Origin of the sequence: Curtobacterium sp. NPDC090217, assembly GCF_044746705.1 — a bacterium.
GTDB lineage: Bacteria > Actinomycetota > Actinomycetes > Actinomycetales > Microbacteriaceae > Curtobacterium.
The window spans coordinates 616,625-635,718 of sequence record NZ_JBIVCR010000001.1 but is presented as its reverse complement, the minus strand read 5'-3'; the positions used below and the strand labels follow the sequence as shown (position 1 = coordinate 635,718).

The window sequence follows — 19,094 nt, the reverse complement described above, 5'->3', positions numbered from 1 at the left end:
GGTCAGCGACCCAGGCGGGCCTTCAGGATGTCCACGGCGCCGCGGATCTCGCCGTTCTTCGCGACGACGAGTGCGACGAAGTACACCGCTGTCATCACGGCGCCCGTCAACGCGATCGTGATCAGTGCGCCCGTGCGGTCCGACATCGCGAAGCCATCGGCGGAGAACGCTCCGAAGAAGTTCGCCGTCACCAGACCGGCAGCACCGGCGATCAGTGCGGCGATGACGAACTGGACGTGCGAACGGGTGATCACCCGACCCTCGATGTTCCCGAGCCGGCGACGGACGACCACGAGCGCGACGATCGTCTGTGCGGATCCCGCGATGGTGGTCGCGGCCGCGACACCGATGCCGATGACCGACGTCGACAGGGTCGACGCCGCGAGGGCTCCGATGACGAAGAGCACCGACTGCACGAGCTGCATGAGGAACGGGGTCCGGTGGTCGTGCATCGCCCAGAACACGCGCTGGATCACGAACAGCATGCTGAACAGCACGAGCCCCGGCATGTACGCGATGAGGACGGCAGCGACCTGGAGCGCACTGTCGAACGTGCCCTCGTAGAGCCGGCCGAACGGCACGGCGACGACGATGAGCGCCACGGTCGCGAACACCGTGAAGAGCCCGATGATCCGCAACGAGAGCGACAGGTTCCGACGGACTGCTGCGAGGTCCCCCCGCTCGGCGTCGTGGGTCATCCTGGTGAAGTAGGCCGTGGCGACGGAGACGGTGATGATCGAGTGCGGGAGCATGAAGATGAGCCACGCGTTGCCGAGGACCGCGTTGCCCGGCCCGGCGTCCTGACCCGCCCACGCCACCTGCGACTGCACGAGACCGGCCGCCTGCGTGACCAGGATCATCGCGAAGAGCCAGCCGGCCGCGGTGCCGGTCGCCTTGAGGCCGACGCCGCGCCAGCGGAAGTCCGGGCGGAAGGTCATCCCGGCACGTCGCCAGAAGAGGGGGAGGAACGCGGCCTGCGCGAAGACGCCGAGCGAAGCACTGCCGGCGAGCACGGCGATCTTCACCGGTGTCCACTCGCCGGGGTTCGTGTTGCCGTGCCCGAACAGGGCGATGAAGACGACCAGGCCGGCGATCGCGATGACGTTGTTCAGCAGCGGCGCCCAGGTGAACGGCCCGAAGAACTGTTTCGCGTTGAGCACCTCGCCGAGCAGGGAGTACATCGCGTAGAACAGGATCTGCGGCAGGCACCAGAACGCGAACGCGACGGCGAGGTCGACGGCGGCGGGGTCCGAGTTGACGGAGCCGCTCGTGTAGAAGCGCACCAGGAGCGGTGCGAGTGCGGTCGCGACGATCGTGATGACGATGAACACCGACCCGCCGAGCGTCACGATCTTGTTGACGTACCCCTGGCCGCCGTCGGCGGTGTTCTTCATCGACCGGACGATCTGCGGGATGAGCACCGCGGACAGCAGGCCGCCGGCGATGAGCGCGTAGATGTTGTTCGGGAGCTGGTTCGCCACCGCGAAGGCATTTGCGGACGTGCTGGCGTTCTGCCCGATCGCGTAGGCGAGTACGAACGTCTTCGCGAACCCCAGGATGCGCGACGCCATCGTCCCCGCCGCGAGCATGGCGCTCGCCCGCCCGAGGCTCCGCTCCGCGACGGGCTCGGCGTCGACGGCGGGCTGGGGTTGGGTGGCGCTGATGGTCGGCTCCTCGGGGTCGCGGTCGGTGAGCGTGGCGGTGGAACCGGCCATGGGCACGGCCGCAGCGGACCCGGTGGCGGCGGACGGGCCTCCTGGCTGGGTCTCCCCCGGTGCCGGCGGCTGCACCTCGAGCGGACGGTTCGGGTCCTCCTCGACCTCTTCCGGCTCCCCGTTCCGGCGTCGGCGCAGCCGTCGACGGACGTTGCGGTAGATCCCCAGGCCGAAGATCGCGATGACGGCGATGGCCGCTGCCGCCGTGATGAACGTCTCCCACTGCGCCTGCACGTTGATCTCGACGGTGGCGGGATCGGCGATGCGGACGCCGGTGGCGCTGGTGAGCGACATCGTGAGCTCGACCTTGCCGTTGGCGACGGACTGGACGGGGAACGTCACGCGGCTGGAGGAGTCCGGCTGCACGGTGACCTTGACCGCGTTCTTCTCGATGCGTAGGAACGAGTTCGAGGGCTGGACGGTGAGGAACACCGTGACCGGGAACTCGGAACGGTTCCTGATGGAGATCGGCAGGGACGACCGGTCGCCGAGCAGGGTGATGCTGCTGCCGTCGAGGATCCCGACGCTGGAGACCGTCTTGGCGGACTGCGTCACGCGGGTGTCGACGGCCTTGGTGAACGCCTCGTCGTCCGCGCGGAAGGCGTTGGACGCCGCTGCGAGGGTCTCGAGTCGCGCCGGAGCGGTCAGGTCGGCGGGGTTCTCGATCGCGGACGCGAAGTCGGTGAGGTTCCGTTCGGACTGCACGAGCCGGCGGAGCTGGTCCAGACGGGCGTCGCTGTTCGGGGAACTCGTGAGCGTCAGGGACCCGGGAGTCGTCGCGGCGGCCGTGGACAGGTCGGCGGGCGAGACCCACGCGGTGCGCTCGAGGGCGTCGAGTGCCTGGCTCAGGCGGCTGGAGTCCGTCGGCCAGTCGCGGCCGAGCGTGAGCAGGACCGGTCCGTTCGTGCCGCCCTGGCGTGACACGGTGGCGAGTGTCGCGGTGAGCTTGCTCATGGCACTCGACCACTCGCGCTGCGTGGTCGCGGTGGCGGCGTCGCGGAGCAGCTTCGACATACCGCCGTCGGACACGAGGACCTGGTCGTCGCCGATCTTCTCGGAGGCGCTCAGTGACGTGTTCGCGCCGGCGGAGGTGTTCCCGCTCGAGACGATCGTCGACTTGGTGCCGGCGTCCGCGAGCGCGTCGATGTCGTCGGTGGCGACGGTGCCCTCCGCCGGCCACGAGATCGCCGACATCGAGTACGGGAAGTCGAGGAGGGATGCGGTGGTCGGCAGGGTCGTCCCGGCGTCCGCTTCGCCGGCGGCGGGGTCGTTCGTGGGGTTCGAGTCGGGGGTGGCGCTCGGGGTCGGGGTCCCGGTGCTGCCCGGCGTCGCGCTCGGCGTCGGGGTCGGGGTGCTGGCACCGGGGAAGTCGTCGGGGTCGATCGACTGGTCGAGCGAGATCGGGGCGAGGATGCCGGAGGAGCCCGCCTGACGGAGGCCCGTGACGTCGGCGTCCGCGTAGGAGAGCGCGAAGGTCTCGTTGCGCATCCGCTCGAGTCGCTGCAGCCACGCCGTCGCGGACGACGGGGCGTTCTCGCCGAGGATCCGGATCGACGCGATGATCCTCGGGTCGATGCCGAGCGCGACGTTGTGGTCCTGCGCGGCGTTCAGCTGCTGGGTGAGCGTGCCGTCGACGCTGGTGGCGCTCGCGAGGTCCTTGCCGGAGATCAGGCCGTCGGGGTTCGCGGGCATCGTGATCGGCATCGCGACCGAGACACCGACCGGGGTCTGTTCGTAGTCCGGGTACCAGGTGATCGCCGAGCGGGCGACGGCGCTCGTGGAACCCGCCGTGTAGTCGGCCGCGATGCGCCTGGCGCCGAAGGAGGAGTACCCGCCGAGCGCGACGTTGCCGGAGACGATCGTGACGTCGTCCAGGGTGACCGAGCGGTGCGCGGGGACCTCCGGGACGTCGACGGAGTCCATCGGGGCCCCGAGGTAACCGGTCGTGCTGGTGTCAGCGAGCCAGTCGCTGAGCACGTCCCGCGTGCCCGCGTACTGCCGGAAGATGTCGAGTTCCGCACTGCCGGCCGGCAGGTCGGAGTCGGTGTCGTTGGTCACCGTCAGCGAGAGCCTGAGGTCCTGGTCGGGCTGCAGCACGCCCCGGTCGGCGGGGACGATCTCGATCGTCGCCTTGCCCGCGTCGGTGGCGGCCGGGTGCGCCAGGTGGGTCTTCGCCGTGGGGGCGGTCGTCGCCTGTGCGGCGGTCACGGCGGTGGGCGTGACGACGAGGCCGAGGGCGACCAGGGCGGACGCGGCGGCGGCGAGCGAGGTGCGGAGAATGTGCATGCGAGATGGCCCGGGATCGGTTCGGACCTCGGACGAGTGTATGAGGCGCGACCATGAGAGCCTCGCGTGCGCGCCAGGGTGGTGGACAACCGGCAGCGACGATCTGGGATGATCGAGGACGTCATGCAGTCCGTAGCCCAGGCCGTCGAACGACTCGACGCACTCGCCGCCACCGCGCCCGTCGCCGTCCTCGCCCGCGCCTTCGCGGACGCCGGGCACGAACTCGCGCTCGTCGGCGGGCCGGTCCGCGACGCCTTCCTCGGTCGCCCGGTGACCGACCTGGACTTCACGACGGACGCCCTCCCCGACCAGGTCCTGGCGATCGTCGAGCCCATCGCGGGTGCGACGTGGGACGTCGGGCGCCAGTTCGGCACGATCGCGGCCAGGGTCGAGGGCGAGCAGGTCGAGATCACGACCTACCGCAGCGACGTCTACGACGGCGAGACCCGCAAGCCGGAGGTGGCGTTCGGTGACACCATCGAGGACGACCTGCTCCGTCGCGACTTCACGGTGAACGCGATGGCGCTCCGGCTGCCGGCGCGGGAGCTCGTCGACGTGCACGGCGGTGTCGAGGACCTGCTCGCCGAGCGGCTCCGCACGCCCCAGATGGCCGAGACCTCGTTCCGGGACGACCCCCTGCGGATGATGCGCGCCGCACGGTTCACCTCGCAGCTCGGGTTCACGGTGTCGGACGACGTCCGGGACGCGATGGAGTCCCTCGCCGACTCGATCGAGATCGTCTCCGCCGAACGCGTCCGGGACGAGCTCGTCAAGCTGCTGAACACGAGCGACCCCGTCCCGGGCATCCGGCTCCTCGTCGACACCGGGCTCGCCGAGCGGTTCCTGCCGGAGCTGCCGGCGATGCGCTTGGAGATCGACGAGCACCACCACCACAAGGACGTCTACGAGCACTCGCTCACCGTCCTGACCCAGGCGATCGGGTACGAGGCAGAGCGGCACGCGGGGGAAGCACCGGACACGGTCCTGCGGCTGGCGGCGCTCCTGCACGACATCGGCAAGCCCGCGACGCGGAAGCTCGAGCCGGGCGGCGCCGTGAGCTTCCACCACCACGACCTGGTCGGGTCGAAGCTCGCCAAGAAGCGACTCCGTGCGCTCCGGTTCGACAACGACACCATCGCCGCCGTCGCCCGCCTGATCGAGCTGCACCTGCGCTTCTTCGGGTACACCGACGGCGCGTGGACGGACTCCGCGGTGCGCCGGTACGTCCGCGACGCCGGACCCCAGCTCGAGCGGCTGCACGAACTCACCCGCTCCGACGTCACCACGAGGAACCGGCGGAAGGCCGATCGCCTGGCGTTCGCGTACGACGACCTCGAGGACCGCATCGAGGTCCTCTCCAAGCAGGAGGAACTCGACTCGATCCGTCCCGACCTGACCGGCGACGACATCATGCGCATCCTCGACATCCCGCCGGGGCGTGCCGTCGGTGAGGCGTACCGCTTCCTGCTGGAGGCGCGGATGGACGAGGGGCCTCTCGGCGCCGAGGCGGCCGAAGCGCGCCTGCGCGACTGGTGGGCCGCCCGGGACGCCACCGCCTGATCGGCTCGCACCGATCCGGCGGAACGGTGGCGCGCCTCCAGGCCGTCCGCTAAGCTTGCGGGGTTGTGCCGACCGCACCTGCGGATCCGGCGCACATGCATCAACCCTCCTGTTCCGGGAACCGCCCGGAGCCGTTCGAGACCAAAGGAGGTGGGTTCCGCATGCACCAGTACGAACTGATGGCGATCCTCGACCCCGAGATCGATGAGCGCACCGTCGCTCCCAGCCTGGACAAGTTCCTCGCCGTGATCCGCAACGACGGTGGAACCGTCGACAACGTGGACGTCTGGGGCCGTCGTCGCCTGGCCTACGAGATCGCCAAGAAGACCGAGGGCATCTACGCCGTCGTCAACTTCACGTCCTCGCCCGAGGCCGCCAAGGAGCTGGACCGTCAGCTCGGTCTCTCCGAGGCCGTGCTCCGCACCAAGGTCCTCCGCGCCGAAGAGGGCATCGCACAGGTCGCCGCGCAGAAGCAGCGCGACGAGGCCCGTGCCGCCCGCAAGGCAGCGAACGCTGCCGCCGCCCCGGCCGCCGCGACCGCGAGCGCCGAGTAACCGATGGCCGGCGAAACCGTCATCACGGTGGTGGGGAACCTCACTGCTGACCCCGAGCTGCGCTACACGCAGAACGGGCTCGCTGTGGCGAACTTCACCATCGCATCCACCCCTCGCACGTTCGACCGTCAGGCGAACGAGTGGAAGGACGGCGAAGCGCTGTTCCTCCGTGCGAGCGTGTGGCGCGAATTCGCCGAGCACGTCGCGGGGTCGCTGACGAAGGGCTCGCGCGTCATCGCGCAGGGTCGTCTCCGTCAGCGCTCGTACCAGGACCGAGAGGGCCAGCAGCGTACGAGCATCGAACTCGAGGTCGACGAGATCGGCCCGTCGCTCCGCTACGCGACCGCGCAGGTCACCCGTGCAACGGGTGGTGGCGGCGGCCGTGGACAGGTCGGCGGCGGTGCCCCGGCCGGTGGCAACGGTGGGAACTGGAACAACAACGGCGGCGGCAACGCTTCCGGTGGTGGCCAGTCCGACGCACCGTGGTCCCCGCAGGGCGGCCAGCAGGGTGGTCAGCAGGGGAACGACGTCTGGTCGACCCCCGGTGGCACCTACGACGACGAGACCCCGTTCTGATCCTCGCGATCACACGGTAGACAAACTTCTCCCTAAGGAAAGAACACAATGGCTGGAAAGAGCAGCGGCGACCGCCGCAAGCCTCGCGGCAAGGGCGGCAAGAACGCCGCTCCCGCGAAGTCCATCAAGGTCGGTGTCATCGACTACAAGGACGTTGCGACCCTTCGCAAGTTCATCTCGGAGCGTGGGAAGATCCGCGCCCGTCGCATCACCGGCGTCTCCGTCCAGGAGCAGCGCCTCATTGCCCGTGCCGTGAAGAACGCCCGTGAGATGGCGCTCCTCCCCTACGCCGGCTCCGGCCGCTGATCGGAGGTCGACACATGTCGAAGCTCATCCTCACCCACGAGGTCTCCGGCCTCGGTTCCGCCGGTGACGTCGTCGACGTCAAGAACGGCTACGCCCGCAACTACCTCATCCCCCAGGGCTTCGCCGTCGCGTGGTCCAAGGGCGGCGAGAAGCAGGTCGAGTCGATCCGCGCCGGCCGTGCCGCTCGCGAGCTCGCCACCATCGAAGAGGCCCAGGACCTCAAGATGAAGCTCGAGAACGCCACCATCCAGCTGACCGTCAAGGCCGGCCAGGACGGCCGTCTCTTCGGCTCCGTGCGTCCGGCTGACGTCGCCGCGGCCGTCGAGGCCCAGGGCGTCGGCTCGCTCGACAAGCGCAAGGTCGAGGTCCCCGCGACCATCAAGACCACCGGTGACCACGAGGCCACCGTGCGTCTGCGCGAGGACATCGTCGCGACGATCTCGCTGAAGGTCGTCGCCGCCAAGTAGGGCAGCGTCTGTTCCGTCGAAAGGCGGGTCTCCTCCGGGAGGCCCGCCTTTCGTCGTTCCCGCTGGTCACCCTGTCGAAATTGCGGTGAACAACTCACCAACACCCCCGTTCGGGGGTGCGCGGCCGGTTAGCGTCATTGCGGCCTCCGATCCGGGGGCGACCGGAAACCGCGAACAAGGAGCACGCAATGCCCAACTTGAACGTCACGTACGGCGAGATGCAGGACGCCGCGACCCGACTCGTGAACGGTGAGCAGGACATCACCTCGAAGCTGCGTGAGCTGAAGTCGTTGGTGGACTCGTTGATCTCGGGTGGCTACGTCACGGACCAGTCGTCGGTTGCCTTCGGGAGCTCGTACCAGGAGTTCAACGACGGTGCGACGAAGACGATCGAGGGCCTCGAGGGCATGTCGATGTACCTGAACAAGGCGGCCGAGGCGCTGCAGCAGACCGACCAGGAACTCGCGAACGCCATCAAGTAGTCGGATCGCCCGGGCCCTGCCGAACCGGTCGGGCCTCGGGCGCCGTTCGCGTCCACCACACCGATCGGGAGCACCCATGGCTGACCTCATCATCTCCAGCGCCGTCCTCGAGCAGGACCTGCACGACGAGCGCGCCACCGAGTCGACCGACGCGAGCGACGTCTGATGCCCGCCCGCGCCGGCAACTGGGAACTGCTGCACGAGTCGTCGGACCCGGTCGTGGCCGATGTGCCCGTGGTCCACGAGCTCGTCGCCTACTACACGACGATGGCCCAGGAGATCACCTCGGAGGCCGCGGTGCTGGAGCGCATCGGCGACGGCGACACGACCCGGTTCAAGGGCGAGTCCGCTGACGCGGTGCGCTCGAAGAGCAAGGAAGTCGCCGCGTCCCTGCACAAGATGGCCGGGCGCTACGAGGCGATCCGCGACGCCCTGACCGGATACGTGCCGTCGCTGGAGGACGCGCTCACGGAATCGGCTGCCGCGCTCCGCGATGCCGAGGACGCCTCCGCGGCCGGGACCCGTGCTGGCGCGATGCCGGACCCCTCGCAGGGGCGGGCGGACGACGCTCCCCCGCTGACGGCCGACGAGCAGGGGGCGATCGACGCGAAGCACGCCGCATCGAGCCGTGCACAGGAGGGCGCTGATGCCGCTGTCGCCCGGCTCCGTCGGGCGGTGGACGGGATCAACGCCGCGGGCAAGGCGGCGGCGTCGACGATCCGGGCTGCGTGGGACGACGGCCTGCACGACACCCTCGGCGACAAGATCAAGGCGTTCTTCTCGGCGCTGCTGAAGATCATCGTCAAGATCTTCACGTACATCGGCATCGCCCTCGCCGCGCTCGCGATCCTCATCCCGGGCGTCGGCATGCTCACCTTCATGGCCGCCGTCGCGGCGTCGGTGACCCTGGTGGCGAACATCGCCCTCGCCGGCATGGGTGAAGGCTCCTGGCTCGACGTGATCACCTCGGCCGTGGGACTCGTTCTCGTCGGGGTCGGTGGCATCGTCACGAAGGCAGCCTCGGTGGCGAAGACCGCCGGGCTCGCGAAGGGCATGAAGGGGTTCGAGAAGATGAACCTCGACAAGATCAAGAAGCTCCAGGACGTCCGTTCGTACAACGTCAAGAACGCGCTGAACGACCCCAACGCCGCGCGCACGGTGGGCACCATCGACCGGCAGATCAACCGCCTGACCGGCCTGCGCGTCGACACGACGATGAAGAACGTCCTCGGCGGCTTCAAGGAGAAGCCGAACTGGTGGCACCCGAACAAGACCCTGTGGGCCGAGGACAAGGGCAAGATCTCCGACGTCTTGTCGAAGGGCAACTGGCGCGCGGACCGGCTCTTCAGCGTCGACCGACAGATCGAGATGGACGCGATGAAGATCGCTCTGCAGCGCGACTACGGCGTGGACATCGCCGCGCTCCCCGCGTGGCACAAGTACGTCGCCGGCGGCCGTGTCGTCGCCAGCTGGACGAACACGTTCATCTACGGCCAGGGCATCAAACCGACCGGGTGGGGCTCAGACCAGGAGCGGGTCCCCGGCTACAAGGAGGCGTCCGGCGCGTTGGTGCACGGCTTCTGAGTCCCCCTTTCGGAGGACTGGACGTCCGCTCGGCGCGTCCCGACACGCCGAACAGCCCGGAATTTCATAACGGGTGACATACGAATACCGCTCGGCATCGACCGTGCGCCGCCGCCGATGTACTGGAATCTGCACAATCGTGTGAAGAAGTGCATTCCGCAACACGTCGGGAAACGTACCCCGACAACCGGTTTCATCGTGAAATAACCTCTCATCTGTCCCTCGATCGGGGGTGCAGACGAACGACAGGAGCAGGCAATGCCCAACTTGAACGTGACCTACGGCGAGATGCAGGACGCCGCGACCCGACTCGTGAACGGTGAGCAGGACATCACCTCGAAGCTGCGTGAGCTGAAGTCGCTGGTGGACTCCCTCATCTCGGGTGGCTACGTCACGGACCAGTCGTCGGTTGCCTTCGGGAGCTCGTACCAGGAGTTCAACGACGGTGCGACGAAGACGATCGAGGGCCTCGAGGGCATGTCGATGTACCTGAACAAGGCGGCCGAGGCGCTGCAGCAGACCGACCAGGAACTCGCGAACGCCATCAAGTAGCGACCGCGAATCGGTCCCGGTCCTCGTCACGACAACGAGCACCGGGGCCGATCCGGTTCCGATCCCGTTCACCGACCAGGAGCAGTCATGGCAGACCTCATCATCACGAAGGAAGTCCTCGAGGACTCGACCACCAAGCTGCAGCACATCTCGGACGAGCTGGAGCACCAGAAGTCCGACGACCGCGCGCTCGACCAGGTCTACGGCCAGCACGACGTGTACAAGGCCATGAACGACTTCTCCGGCGACTGGAAGATCCACCGCAACAAGATGAAGGGCGCGATCGCCGACCTGCGGGACAAGATGCAGAAGGTCACCCAGAACTGGACCGACCTCGAGCACGACCTCAGCGAGAAGCTCACCACCGAGACGACGGACGCGGGGAACGCCTGATGCCGGTGCGCGAGGGCAACTGGGGCCTGCTCGGCGAGTCCACCGACCCGGTGATCGCGGACACCGGTGTGATGCAGCAGCTCATCACGTACTACAAGGACATGGCGTCGGAGATCACCTCCGAGGCGGCGGTCCTCAAGAGCATCGGCGACGGCGACGACAGCAAGTTCAAGGGCGAGACCGCCGACGCCGTCCGGAAGAAGAGCAAGGAGGTCGCCGAGTCCCTGCAGAAGATGTCCGGCCGGTACGACGCGATCCGAGATGCCCTGACGGGGTACCTGCCGTCGCTCGAGCAGGGGCTCAGCGAGTCGGCAGCCGCACTGCAGGAAGCGGAGACCGCGCAGCAGTCGGGTGCGAGTGCGTCGGCGATGCCGGACCCCTCCGAGAACCGCGCCGACGATGCTCCCCCGCTCACCGACGACGAGCAGGGGCAGATCGACGCGAAGCACGCGGCGACGACCAGGGCGAACGACGCGATGGACGCGGCGAAGACCAAGCTGCGGAACGCGTTGTCGGCACTCGACGGTGCGGGCAAGGCGGCGGCGTCGACGATCCGCGCGGCATGGGACGACGGCCTGCACGACACCCTCGGCGACAAGATCAAGGCGTTCTTCTCGAAGCTGCTGAAGCTGATCGTCAAGATCTTCACGTACATCGGCATCGCCCTGGCCGCTCTGGCGATCCTCATCCCCGGCGTCGGTGTGCTGGCGATCATGGGCGCGGTCGCGGCCGGGGTCAGCCTCGTCGCGCAGATCGGGTTGACCGCGCTCGGCGAGGGGAACGTCTTCGACCTCGTCATGGCGGTCGTGGGCGTGGTCACGCTCGGGGTCGGTGCCGGCATCACGAAGGCCACCTCCATCGCGGTCGGCAAGGGCGTCACCGCCGGCAAGACCGCGATCCAGAACGCCACGAAGGTCGACCTCGGGAAGATCTCGAAGATCCGGGACGCCGCCATCAAGGACTGGACGAGCGCCGGGTCGGCGACCAAGGTGCGGTACGCCAACCAGCTGGGCAACGAGGTCCGGACGAACGGGTTGAACAGGCTGGACGACTTCGCCGGCAAGTTCAAGGACAACCCGAACTGGTGGAACATCCCGAAGGTCGGCACGACGATCAAGAACGACTGGGCGACCATCTCGAAACAGTTCGGTGCCGATCGGTTCACCCGGCAGGGGTTCACGAGCTGGGCAGAACGGATCGGCGGCGTCGACTTCCAGCTGCTGCGGAACGACCTCGGCAAGTTCGGCGGCGCCAACGGGCTCGGCACGCTGGTCGGGAACGCCCCGAAGTGGCACACCTACGTCAACGGCGGGATGGCCGTGTGGGGCAAGAACTACTCCATCGCCGGGCTCGTCATCAACCCGATCGGCGACGGCGCGGACAAGAAGCGCCCGTGGACCGACGACTGGAACGCGATCAAGCACCCGATCGCCGTCTGAGAGCAGCGCCATGACCACAGCAGCACCGGCCGTCACGTCGAGCATCGACGTCGAGTCCCCGCAGTGGCTCGTCATACCGGACGTCGCCGACGTGACCCCCGAGTGGCGCGCCGAGGTGCTCCGGCTGTTCGAGGCGATCGTGCACGTGGACCGCGAGGCCGAGGGCGAGCAGCGGATCTTCGACGACGGCCGGGAGGTCGACCCGCAGACGGCGCTCGACACCCTGCTCGAGTTCCGCGCCTCGCTCGACGGCGGGGACCGGCTCGTCGCGGGCCTCGGTGTCCCGAACCGGTGGCCGCTCCCCGTCGTGGTCTCGGTCGGGATCGCCGACGGAGACGACGCACACGACGGACACGGCGCACACGGCACCCGCGCGCTCCTCGAGCTCGCCGGTGCCGACGGTGGGCTCCCGGTGGAGCAGCCCGCGGTCGACGAACTCCCCGAGCACGTCGGGGGCGAGGGGCCGGTCGTCACCCGGTACGACCTCGACGACGACGGCGCGATCTGGGCGACGGTGTGTGCGGTCCGGCGGGAAGGCGGCGGGGACGGCCCCGCCGTCGACACCCGCGTCCTCTGGCGCACCAGGGACCTCGACGTCGTGCCGGTGTTCGGACCAGAGGTCGTCGACCTGCTCGCCGCGATCCGCAACGAGGTGGCCGCATGACCGAACCGACCGCCTCCTTCTTCATGGTCGTCCCGCCGGGGTGGGCGCGACTCCCCGCGGACGAGGCTCACCGCGAGGAACTCGGGACGATCGTCCGGCAGGTGATCGCCAACGCGCTCCCGGACGACTTGCCCCGCGACCGTGCCGAACCGCTGCGACAGGAGATGCGGAAGCGCCTGACCGCGACCGTGGTCGAGGCCGGCGACAACGGCGCGACAGCGGTGTACCTGCCCGTGCAGCCCGTCGACGGCTTCACGCCCCCGGTGTCCGTCATCGAGACCGAGGTGGACGACGAGTCCGACGAGGCCCCTGAGCAGGTGATCGCGCAGATCCTCGCCGATGCCCTGCCCGACCGTCGGGACCAGGACGACCCCGGCATCCGCGAGGTGGACGGCGGCATCGCCGCCCGGACCGACACCACCATCCGGCGAGCGGACCCCGGTACGGAACTCCCAGGGCTCGGCCAGGACCTCCCCGTCGTCGACGACCGCCAGGTCGTGTACACGATCCCGGTCCCGCACCGGCCCGGCCGGTGGGTCGTGATGTCCTTCTCCGCGATCAGCCTGCCCGACGCCGACGGTCAGCTCACCGACGCGCTCGTCTCGCTCTTCGACGCGATCATGACCACGTTCCGCTGGACCGACGTCCCCGGAGCCGAACCGACCACCCTCGAACGCCGTCTGGCCGAGCTCGGAGGAGCCGCGTGACCTGGTCCTTCGCCCACCCCGAGTCGCACCTGCTCCTGACGATGTCGGTCGTGCTGTTCCTCGGGACCCTGGCCTTCGTGATCCCGACGATCGTCGCCGTCCGTCGGCGCACCGCGACCGACGCGCTCGCGTGGGCCGACCAGGTCCGCCGTGACCCGGCGGCGCCGTGGGGCATCGACCGGGTCCTCCGCGCGGTGGACGCCTCGTGCGCGGCCGCCGGGGTCGTCTTCCCCGGCGCGGTCCGCATCCTGGTCGGCACGACCGTGCGGCTCGATCTCGCCTCCCCGACCATCGCGCCACCGCAGCCGTGGACCGCCACCCCCGATGGTCGTTCGTGGTCGGCCCCGATGTGGGCGCTGCAGGCCGTGCCGCTGACCGCACCGGCGCCGAACGAGTTCGCCACGGTGGTCTCCCTCGGCACCGATGGTGACGAGAACGTCCTCGTCGACCTGCGTCGCGTGCGTGGGATCGTCGCGCTCCGGGGTGAGCAGGCCGCACGCGAGGCGGTGCTCCGCCGCGTGGTCGACCAGGTCCGCACCGATCCGTGGGCGACGGGGACCGCGGTGCTCAGCGTGGGCACCGGGTCGACGCTCGGTGTGGCCGTGTCGGTGCGCGACGCGATCGCGGCCGTCGCGGCGGACGCGACCCCGGGCCTCCTGGTCGTGGCGAAGGTGCCGTCCGGGGAGGACGGACGCGAACTCGCCCGGCTCCTCGAGCGGCCCGGCGGCCGGTGGGCCTGTGTCGCGGCCGCGCCGCACCCGCTCGCCCGGTGGACGATCGAGGCCCGCCGCGACGGAACACACGTCTCGGACGTCCTCGGGACGGTCCGGTGGATGGACGTCGGTCTGTCCATGCCCCTTGCGGCATCAACGCAGTCGGCAACGACGCAGACCGATCCCGCAGCGCTCCCGGACGCCGTGGAGGCGGACGCCTGATGCGCGTCGTCGTCACCGTCGTCGACGACGTCTCCGGCGAGTCCTCCGACGTCCTCGTCGACGCGCCCGGCCAGACCCCGATGCGCAGTGTGGTCGACGCGCTTGCTCGCCGCACCGGTGGCGCGGCGATGCCGCAGGACGCACCGGACGGCGACGTCCCCTTCGCCAGGAGCGGCTTGGTCGACGGCGCGGTGCTGCACGTCGGCGGCGCGGACCGCCCCGAAGTCGAACGAGGCATCGTCCACCTGCTGGTCGTCGGTGGTGTCGACGCCGGCCGGACGCGCCGGCTCTCACCCGGCACGTTCCGGATCGCCGTCGCTGACGACGGGTCGCCGACCGTCGGCGCGGACGCTGCGGACCACCCCGGACTGGAGGCTCGGATCGCCTTCGACGGGACCGTGACGGTCCGGCAGGCACCGGTGGACGAGCCGGTAACCGGTTCAGCAGGTTCGGTCACGATCGAGCAGGACGAGATCGGCGACGAGTGGGTGGACTGGGTCCCCGATGCGCTCGTGCGCCTCGGATCGACCGTGCTCACGGTGCGCCCGGTCGAGGTCGTGGACCGCATGCTGCTCCGTCCGCCGGACTCGGGACAGCTGGACTTCAACCGGCCTCCCCGGTTACTGCCCCCGTTCCTGACGACGCAGTTCCGGATCCCGAAGCCGCCCGTGCCGCCGCAGCGGTCCGCGATCCCGTGGATCATGGTGTTCGTCCCGGCGATGTTCGGCATCGTCATGGCGACGGTGTTCCACTCGCCGTTCTACCTGCTGTTCGCCGCGATGACGCCGATCATGGTCGTCGGGCAGACCGTCACCGCCAGACGGACGGGCAAGAAGAGCCACCGCAAGCAGACCGCAGAGCACCGGGAGCGGGTCGCGGCGCTCGAGCGGGCGATCGACGCCGCGGTGCTCGCCGAGCGGGACGAGCGCAGGTCGTCGTCGTCCGACGCCGGATCGCTGCGGGTCGTCGCGACGACCCCCGGGCGTCGACTCTGGGAGCGGCGACCCTCTGATGCCGACCACCTGCACGTCCGGATCGGCATCGGCGACCTGCCCTCGACGGTCACCGTGCAGGACGACCGCGACCTCGACGGCCTCACGCACGAGGACCGGATCACCAGGGGCGTCCCGGTCACCGTGCCGCTCGCCGAGGTCGGCGTGCTCGGGATCGCCGGGGCCGGGCCGTCGCCGCGCGAGCTCGGCCGGTGGGTGCTCGGACAGCTCGCCGTGACGCAGAGCCCGCGCGAGGTGCAGTTCGTCGTGCTCACCGCCCAGCAGCACATGCCGGACTGGGCATGGACGATGTGGCTCCCCCATCTGCGACCGACCGGTGGCCAGGAGGCACTCGCCCTGATCGGTGCCGACGGCGAGACGATCGGTCGCCGGCTGGCTGAGCTGACCCAGGTACTCGCCGAGCGCCGAGCCGAGCGGACCAAGAACGGCTCGATGCGCGCGCGGTTCTCCCCGGAGATCGTCGTCGTGCTCGACGGCGCCCGTCGGCTGCGCGCGATGCCCGGTGTCGTGGGACTCCTCCGCGACGGACCGGCGTGCGGCATCCGGCTGGTGTGCATCGACGAGGAGGAGTGGCAGCTCCCCGAGGAGTGCGTCGCCACGGTGACCCACCGCACCGAGACCGAGCTGGTCCTGCGGCGGCAGCTCTCCGCGCCCGTGGAGCTCGTGCTCGCCGACCGCGTCGAGGAGGACTGGTACGACGACGTCGCCCGTGCCGTGTCCCCGCTGCGGGACACGAGCGGTTCCGACGGCGACGGCCTGGTGCCCGACGCGGCGCGACTGCTCGACGTGGTCGACCTGCCGCAGCCGTCCGGGGCGATCGTCGCGGAGCGGTGGCAGCGCGGCGCAGCGACGACCTCGGCGGTCGTGGGCGTCGGGATCGACGGCGCATTCGCGCTCGACCTCGTGAAGGACGGCCCGCACGGTCTCGTCGCGGGCACGACCGGTTCGGGCAAGTCCGAGTTCCTGCAGACCCTCGTCGCGTCGCTCGCACTCGCCAACCGTCCGGACCAGATGACCTTCGTGCTCGTGGACTACAAGGGTGGCGCTGCCTTCAGCGTGGCGTCCGACCTGCCCCACACCGTCGGGCTCGTCACCGACCTCGACCAGCACCTCGTCGAGCGTGCGCTCCGGTCGCTCCGTGCCGAGCTCACCCGTCGTGAGCACATCCTCGCGGCGTCAGGGGCCAAGGACATCGAGGACCACGAGGCGCATCTGGAACGCGGTGGCACGGGCGAGGCGATGCCGCGGCTCGTGCTCGTCATCGACGAGTTCGCCGCGATGGTCACCGAGCTACCCGACTTCGTGTCCGGCCTGATCGGGATCGCCCAGCGCGGCCGGTCCCTCGGCGTGCACCTCATCCTCGCCACGCAGCGCCCGGGCGGCGTCGTCGGCCCGGACATCCGCGCGAACACGAACCTCCGTGTCGCACTCCGGATGACGGACTCGGGTGAGAGCACCGACGTCATCGATGTCGCGGATGCGGCACGCATCCCGAAGAGCGTGCCGGGGCGCGCCTTCGCGCGCCTCGGCCACTCGTCGGTCGTGCCGTTCCAATCGGCTCGCGTCGGCGGGAAGTGGGCCGGTGACGAGGACCCGGCCACGAGCCTCCCGTTCGTCCGTGTGCTCGACTGGCGCGACTTCGCGACCGCACCGCCCGCCCGACCTGTGCGGAGCGACCGAGCGTCGGCCGCGACCGACCTGTCGGTGCTCGTCGGTGCGATGGGCGAGGCGCGTGAGCGACTCGGGATCGGCCCCCTGCACAGTCCGTGGTTGCCCCCGCTGCCCGAGCTGCTGCCGCTCGACGCCGTCGGCACGGCGGCCGTCGGAGCCGGGCGGGCCCTGACCGCCGACGAGGACGCGCTCCGCTTCCCCTTCGGCACCGAGGACATGCCGGACACCCAGGAGCAGCGCGCGGCGGAGATCGACCTCGACCGCTTCAACCACCTGTTCATCGTCGGAGCCCCCGGATCCGGGCGGTCCCTGGCGCTCCGGACGATCGCCGCGTCCGCCGCGTCCGCCATCCCCTCCACCGACCTGCACCTCTACGCGATCGACTGCGGCAACGGCGCGCTCGCGTCCCTGCAGGCGCTGCCGCACTGCGGCGCGGTCGTGCAGCGCACGCAGGTCGAGCGTGCGACGCGGCTCATCGACCGGCTCAGTCGCGAGACCGCCCGTCGGCACGACGTCATCGCCGCCGCGAGTGCCTCGGACATCACCGAGCAGCGGCTCCTCGCCGCGCCAGGAGAGCAGCTGCCGCACGTGCTCGTGCTCATCGACCGGTGGGAGAACTTCACGACGTCGCTGGGCGAGGTCGACGGCGGTGCCCTGACCGACTCGGTGCAGTCCCTCCTCCGCGACGGAGCGGCCGCGGGTATCCACATCGTGATCTCGGGTGACCGCACGCTGCTGTCGTCGCGGATGTCGACGCTCACCGACGACAAGATCGTCCTGCGCCTGACCGACCGGCTCGACTACTCCCTCGGCGGCATCAACCACCGGAAGCTCCCGGCGTCGATCCCGGCCGGCCGTGGGTTCCGCGCCGAGTCGGGCATCGAGCTGCAGTTCGCCTCGCTCGGGCCGGACGTGTCCGGGCAGGGGCAGGCGGCTGCGATCCGGGCGTTGGCTGTCTCTCTGGCTTCTTCGTTCGAGGGTCCGTCCGCGCCGGCCCCGCGGCCGTTCCGCGTCGACGCGCTGCCGAAGGACCTGGACCTCGACGGGGCGCTCGCGCTGTCATCGGCTCCTGCGCTGACGCCGATGGTCGCCGTGACCGGGATCGGTGGCGACGACATGGAGCTGCAGACCGTCGACCTGTCCACCGGAGGCGGCACGTTCATCGTCGCCGGGCCGTCCCGATCCGGGCGTTCGACGATGCTCGCGTCGATGGCGCGGTCGCTGCTCGCGAGTGGGACGCAGCTCGTCGTGCTCGCGCCGCGACAGGGTGCCGTCCGGGACCTGGCCGGGCTGCCCGGCGTCCGCGCGGTGTTCACCGGGGACGACGTCACTGTGGAGGAGCTGTCCCCCGTGTTGACGCCCTCCGGGGTGCCGACCGTGCTGGTCGTCGACGACGGAGAGCTCCTCATCGACTGCTCCGCGGCGAAGTGGTTGCGCGACTGGGGCCGTGCCGCTGCGGACAACCGGCAGGGGTTGCTGCTCGGTGGCAACACGACCGGGCTCGCCGCCGGGTTCGGTGGCTGGCAGGTCGACGCCAAGAAGAACCGTCGTGGTGCGCTGCTCTCGCCGCAGGACACGCTCGCCGGGGACCTGATCGGCGTCCGGATCTCCCGATCGTCGATCTCCACGCGGATCGAGCCCGGGACGGCGTTCGTGCACCTGGGGACCGGGCTGGCGTCGACGTTGCAGGTGCCGTTGGTGACGGCGTCGACGCGGACGGGCAGCGAGGCCGGGGAATTGGCCGAGCGCTGAGGCGCGGCGCGGGTCGGGTCGCTCGGTGCTTGGAGCTCGGCTTGCGGCTCGGCTTGCGGTTCGGCGCCGCCGGTCCGTCGAGACGCGTTCGTCGAGCCGAGACGCCGTCGGAAGCGGCGGCGTCTCGGCTCCGGCGCGGCGTCTCGCTGATCTCGGCTGTCGACGCGGTCGCGCTGGGCGGTTACCGATCCGCTGCGCGGCGGCCTGGAGGCTCGGGTGCGCTGGCCTGACCGGTTACGTCCGGCGCGGCGCCGGGAGCGCCTGGGAGCCAGCCGGGAAAGTTGTCCTCAGGCTCGCGTTTGTCAAGTCGTTTTACACAGTGGAAACGTCAAATCGGGAACCTTCAACTGCACGTTGAACCCCACTTCTCCACACACAGTGTGGAATCGAAAACCCCAGGTCAAGCCGTCGAAAGTGTGTTCGGTGGGTCGGTTCTGC

At 69.9% G+C, this 19,094-nt stretch carries 15 protein-coding genes; 14 read left to right on the top strand and 1 reads right to left on the bottom strand.

From position 1 onward, the window contains the following. Positions 1-2: 2 nt before the first annotated feature. Positions 3-4,001, bottom strand: a complete 3,999-nt coding sequence (locus tag ACIPJ2_RS03235; protein WP_402727538.1) for a DUF6049 family protein — start codon at positions 3,999-4,001, stop codon at positions 3-5. Positions 4,002-4,124: 123 nt separating this feature from the next. On the opposite strand from ACIPJ2_RS03235, the gene ACIPJ2_RS03230 reads away from it, so the two are divergent. The 14 genes from ACIPJ2_RS03230 to ACIPJ2_RS03165 all read left to right on the top strand — a co-directional run bounded on the left by ACIPJ2_RS03230 (position 4,125) and on the right by ACIPJ2_RS03165 (position 18,656). Next, positions 4,125-5,561 (top strand): CCA tRNA nucleotidyltransferase, encoded by a 1,437-nt coding sequence (locus tag ACIPJ2_RS03230; protein WP_402727537.1) that lies wholly within the window; start codon positions 4,125-4,127, stop codon positions 5,559-5,561. A gap of 161 nt (positions 5,562-5,722) precedes the next feature. After that, entirely contained in the window at positions 5,723-6,115 is a 393-nt protein-coding gene (gene rpsF, locus ACIPJ2_RS03225; RefSeq protein WP_281266286.1) for a 30S ribosomal protein S6, read from the top strand. 3 nt (positions 6,116-6,118) lie between these two features. Beyond that, positions 6,119-6,691, top strand: a complete 573-nt coding sequence (locus tag ACIPJ2_RS03220; protein WP_402727536.1) for a single-stranded DNA-binding protein — start codon at positions 6,119-6,121, stop codon at positions 6,689-6,691. Positions 6,692-6,739: 48 nt separating this feature from the next. Further along, positions 6,740-6,997: a 30S ribosomal protein S18 gene (gene rpsR, locus ACIPJ2_RS03215; protein WP_071278496.1), complete on the top strand. Its 258-nt coding sequence runs from the start codon at positions 6,740-6,742 to the stop codon at positions 6,995-6,997. Positions 6,998-7,011: 14 nt separating this feature from the next. Beyond that, positions 7,012-7,464, top strand: coding sequence for a 50S ribosomal protein L9 (gene rplI, locus ACIPJ2_RS03210; RefSeq protein WP_281266284.1), 453 nt, complete (start codon positions 7,012-7,014; stop codon positions 7,462-7,464). A 188-nt stretch (positions 7,465-7,652) separates the two neighbouring features. Then, positions 7,653-7,946: a WXG100 family type VII secretion target gene (locus ACIPJ2_RS03205; RefSeq protein ID WP_126889958.1), complete on the top strand. Its 294-nt coding sequence runs from the start codon at positions 7,653-7,655 to the stop codon at positions 7,944-7,946. A gap of 165 nt (positions 7,947-8,111) precedes the next feature. Beyond that, a complete protein-coding gene (locus ACIPJ2_RS03200) occupies positions 8,112-9,530 on the top strand; it encodes a hypothetical protein (RefSeq protein WP_402727535.1) in 1,419 nt (472 codons plus the stop codon). Between the two features lie 258 nt (positions 9,531-9,788). Continuing rightward, on the top strand, positions 9,789-10,082 hold the full coding sequence (locus tag ACIPJ2_RS03195) for a WXG100 family type VII secretion target (RefSeq protein WP_126889958.1): 294 nt from the start codon (positions 9,789-9,791) through the stop codon (positions 10,080-10,082). A gap of 87 nt (positions 10,083-10,169) precedes the next feature. After that, positions 10,170-10,475 (top strand): hypothetical protein, encoded by a 306-nt coding sequence (locus ACIPJ2_RS03190; RefSeq protein ID WP_402727534.1) that lies wholly within the window; start codon positions 10,170-10,172, stop codon positions 10,473-10,475. After that, a complete protein-coding gene (locus ACIPJ2_RS03185; protein ID WP_402727533.1) occupies positions 10,475-11,914 on the top strand; it encodes a hypothetical protein in 1,440 nt (479 codons plus the stop codon). The genes ACIPJ2_RS03190 and ACIPJ2_RS03185 overlap by 1 nt, the downstream gene beginning before the upstream one ends. Positions 11,915-11,924: 10 nt before the next feature. After that, positions 11,925-12,578 carry a hypothetical protein gene (locus ACIPJ2_RS03180; protein WP_402727532.1) on the top strand — a complete coding sequence of 218 codons (654 nt, stop codon included), beginning with the start codon at positions 11,925-11,927 and terminating at the stop codon, positions 12,576-12,578. Continuing rightward, complete coding sequence (locus tag ACIPJ2_RS03175) at positions 12,575-13,285, top strand: hypothetical protein (RefSeq protein WP_402727531.1); 711 nt, start codon at positions 12,575-12,577, stop codon at positions 13,283-13,285. The genes ACIPJ2_RS03180 and ACIPJ2_RS03175 overlap by 4 nt, the downstream gene beginning before the upstream one ends. Next, complete coding sequence (locus tag ACIPJ2_RS03170) at positions 13,282-14,220, top strand: hypothetical protein (RefSeq protein ID WP_402727530.1); 939 nt, start codon at positions 13,282-13,284, stop codon at positions 14,218-14,220. Before ACIPJ2_RS03175 ends, ACIPJ2_RS03170 begins: the two co-directional genes overlap by 4 nt. Continuing rightward, on the top strand, positions 14,220-18,656 hold the full coding sequence (locus ACIPJ2_RS03165; protein WP_402727529.1) for an FtsK/SpoIIIE domain-containing protein: 4,437 nt from the start codon (positions 14,220-14,222) through the stop codon (positions 18,654-18,656). The genes ACIPJ2_RS03170 and ACIPJ2_RS03165 overlap by 1 nt, the downstream gene beginning before the upstream one ends. Positions 18,657-19,094: the final 438 nt, after the last annotated feature.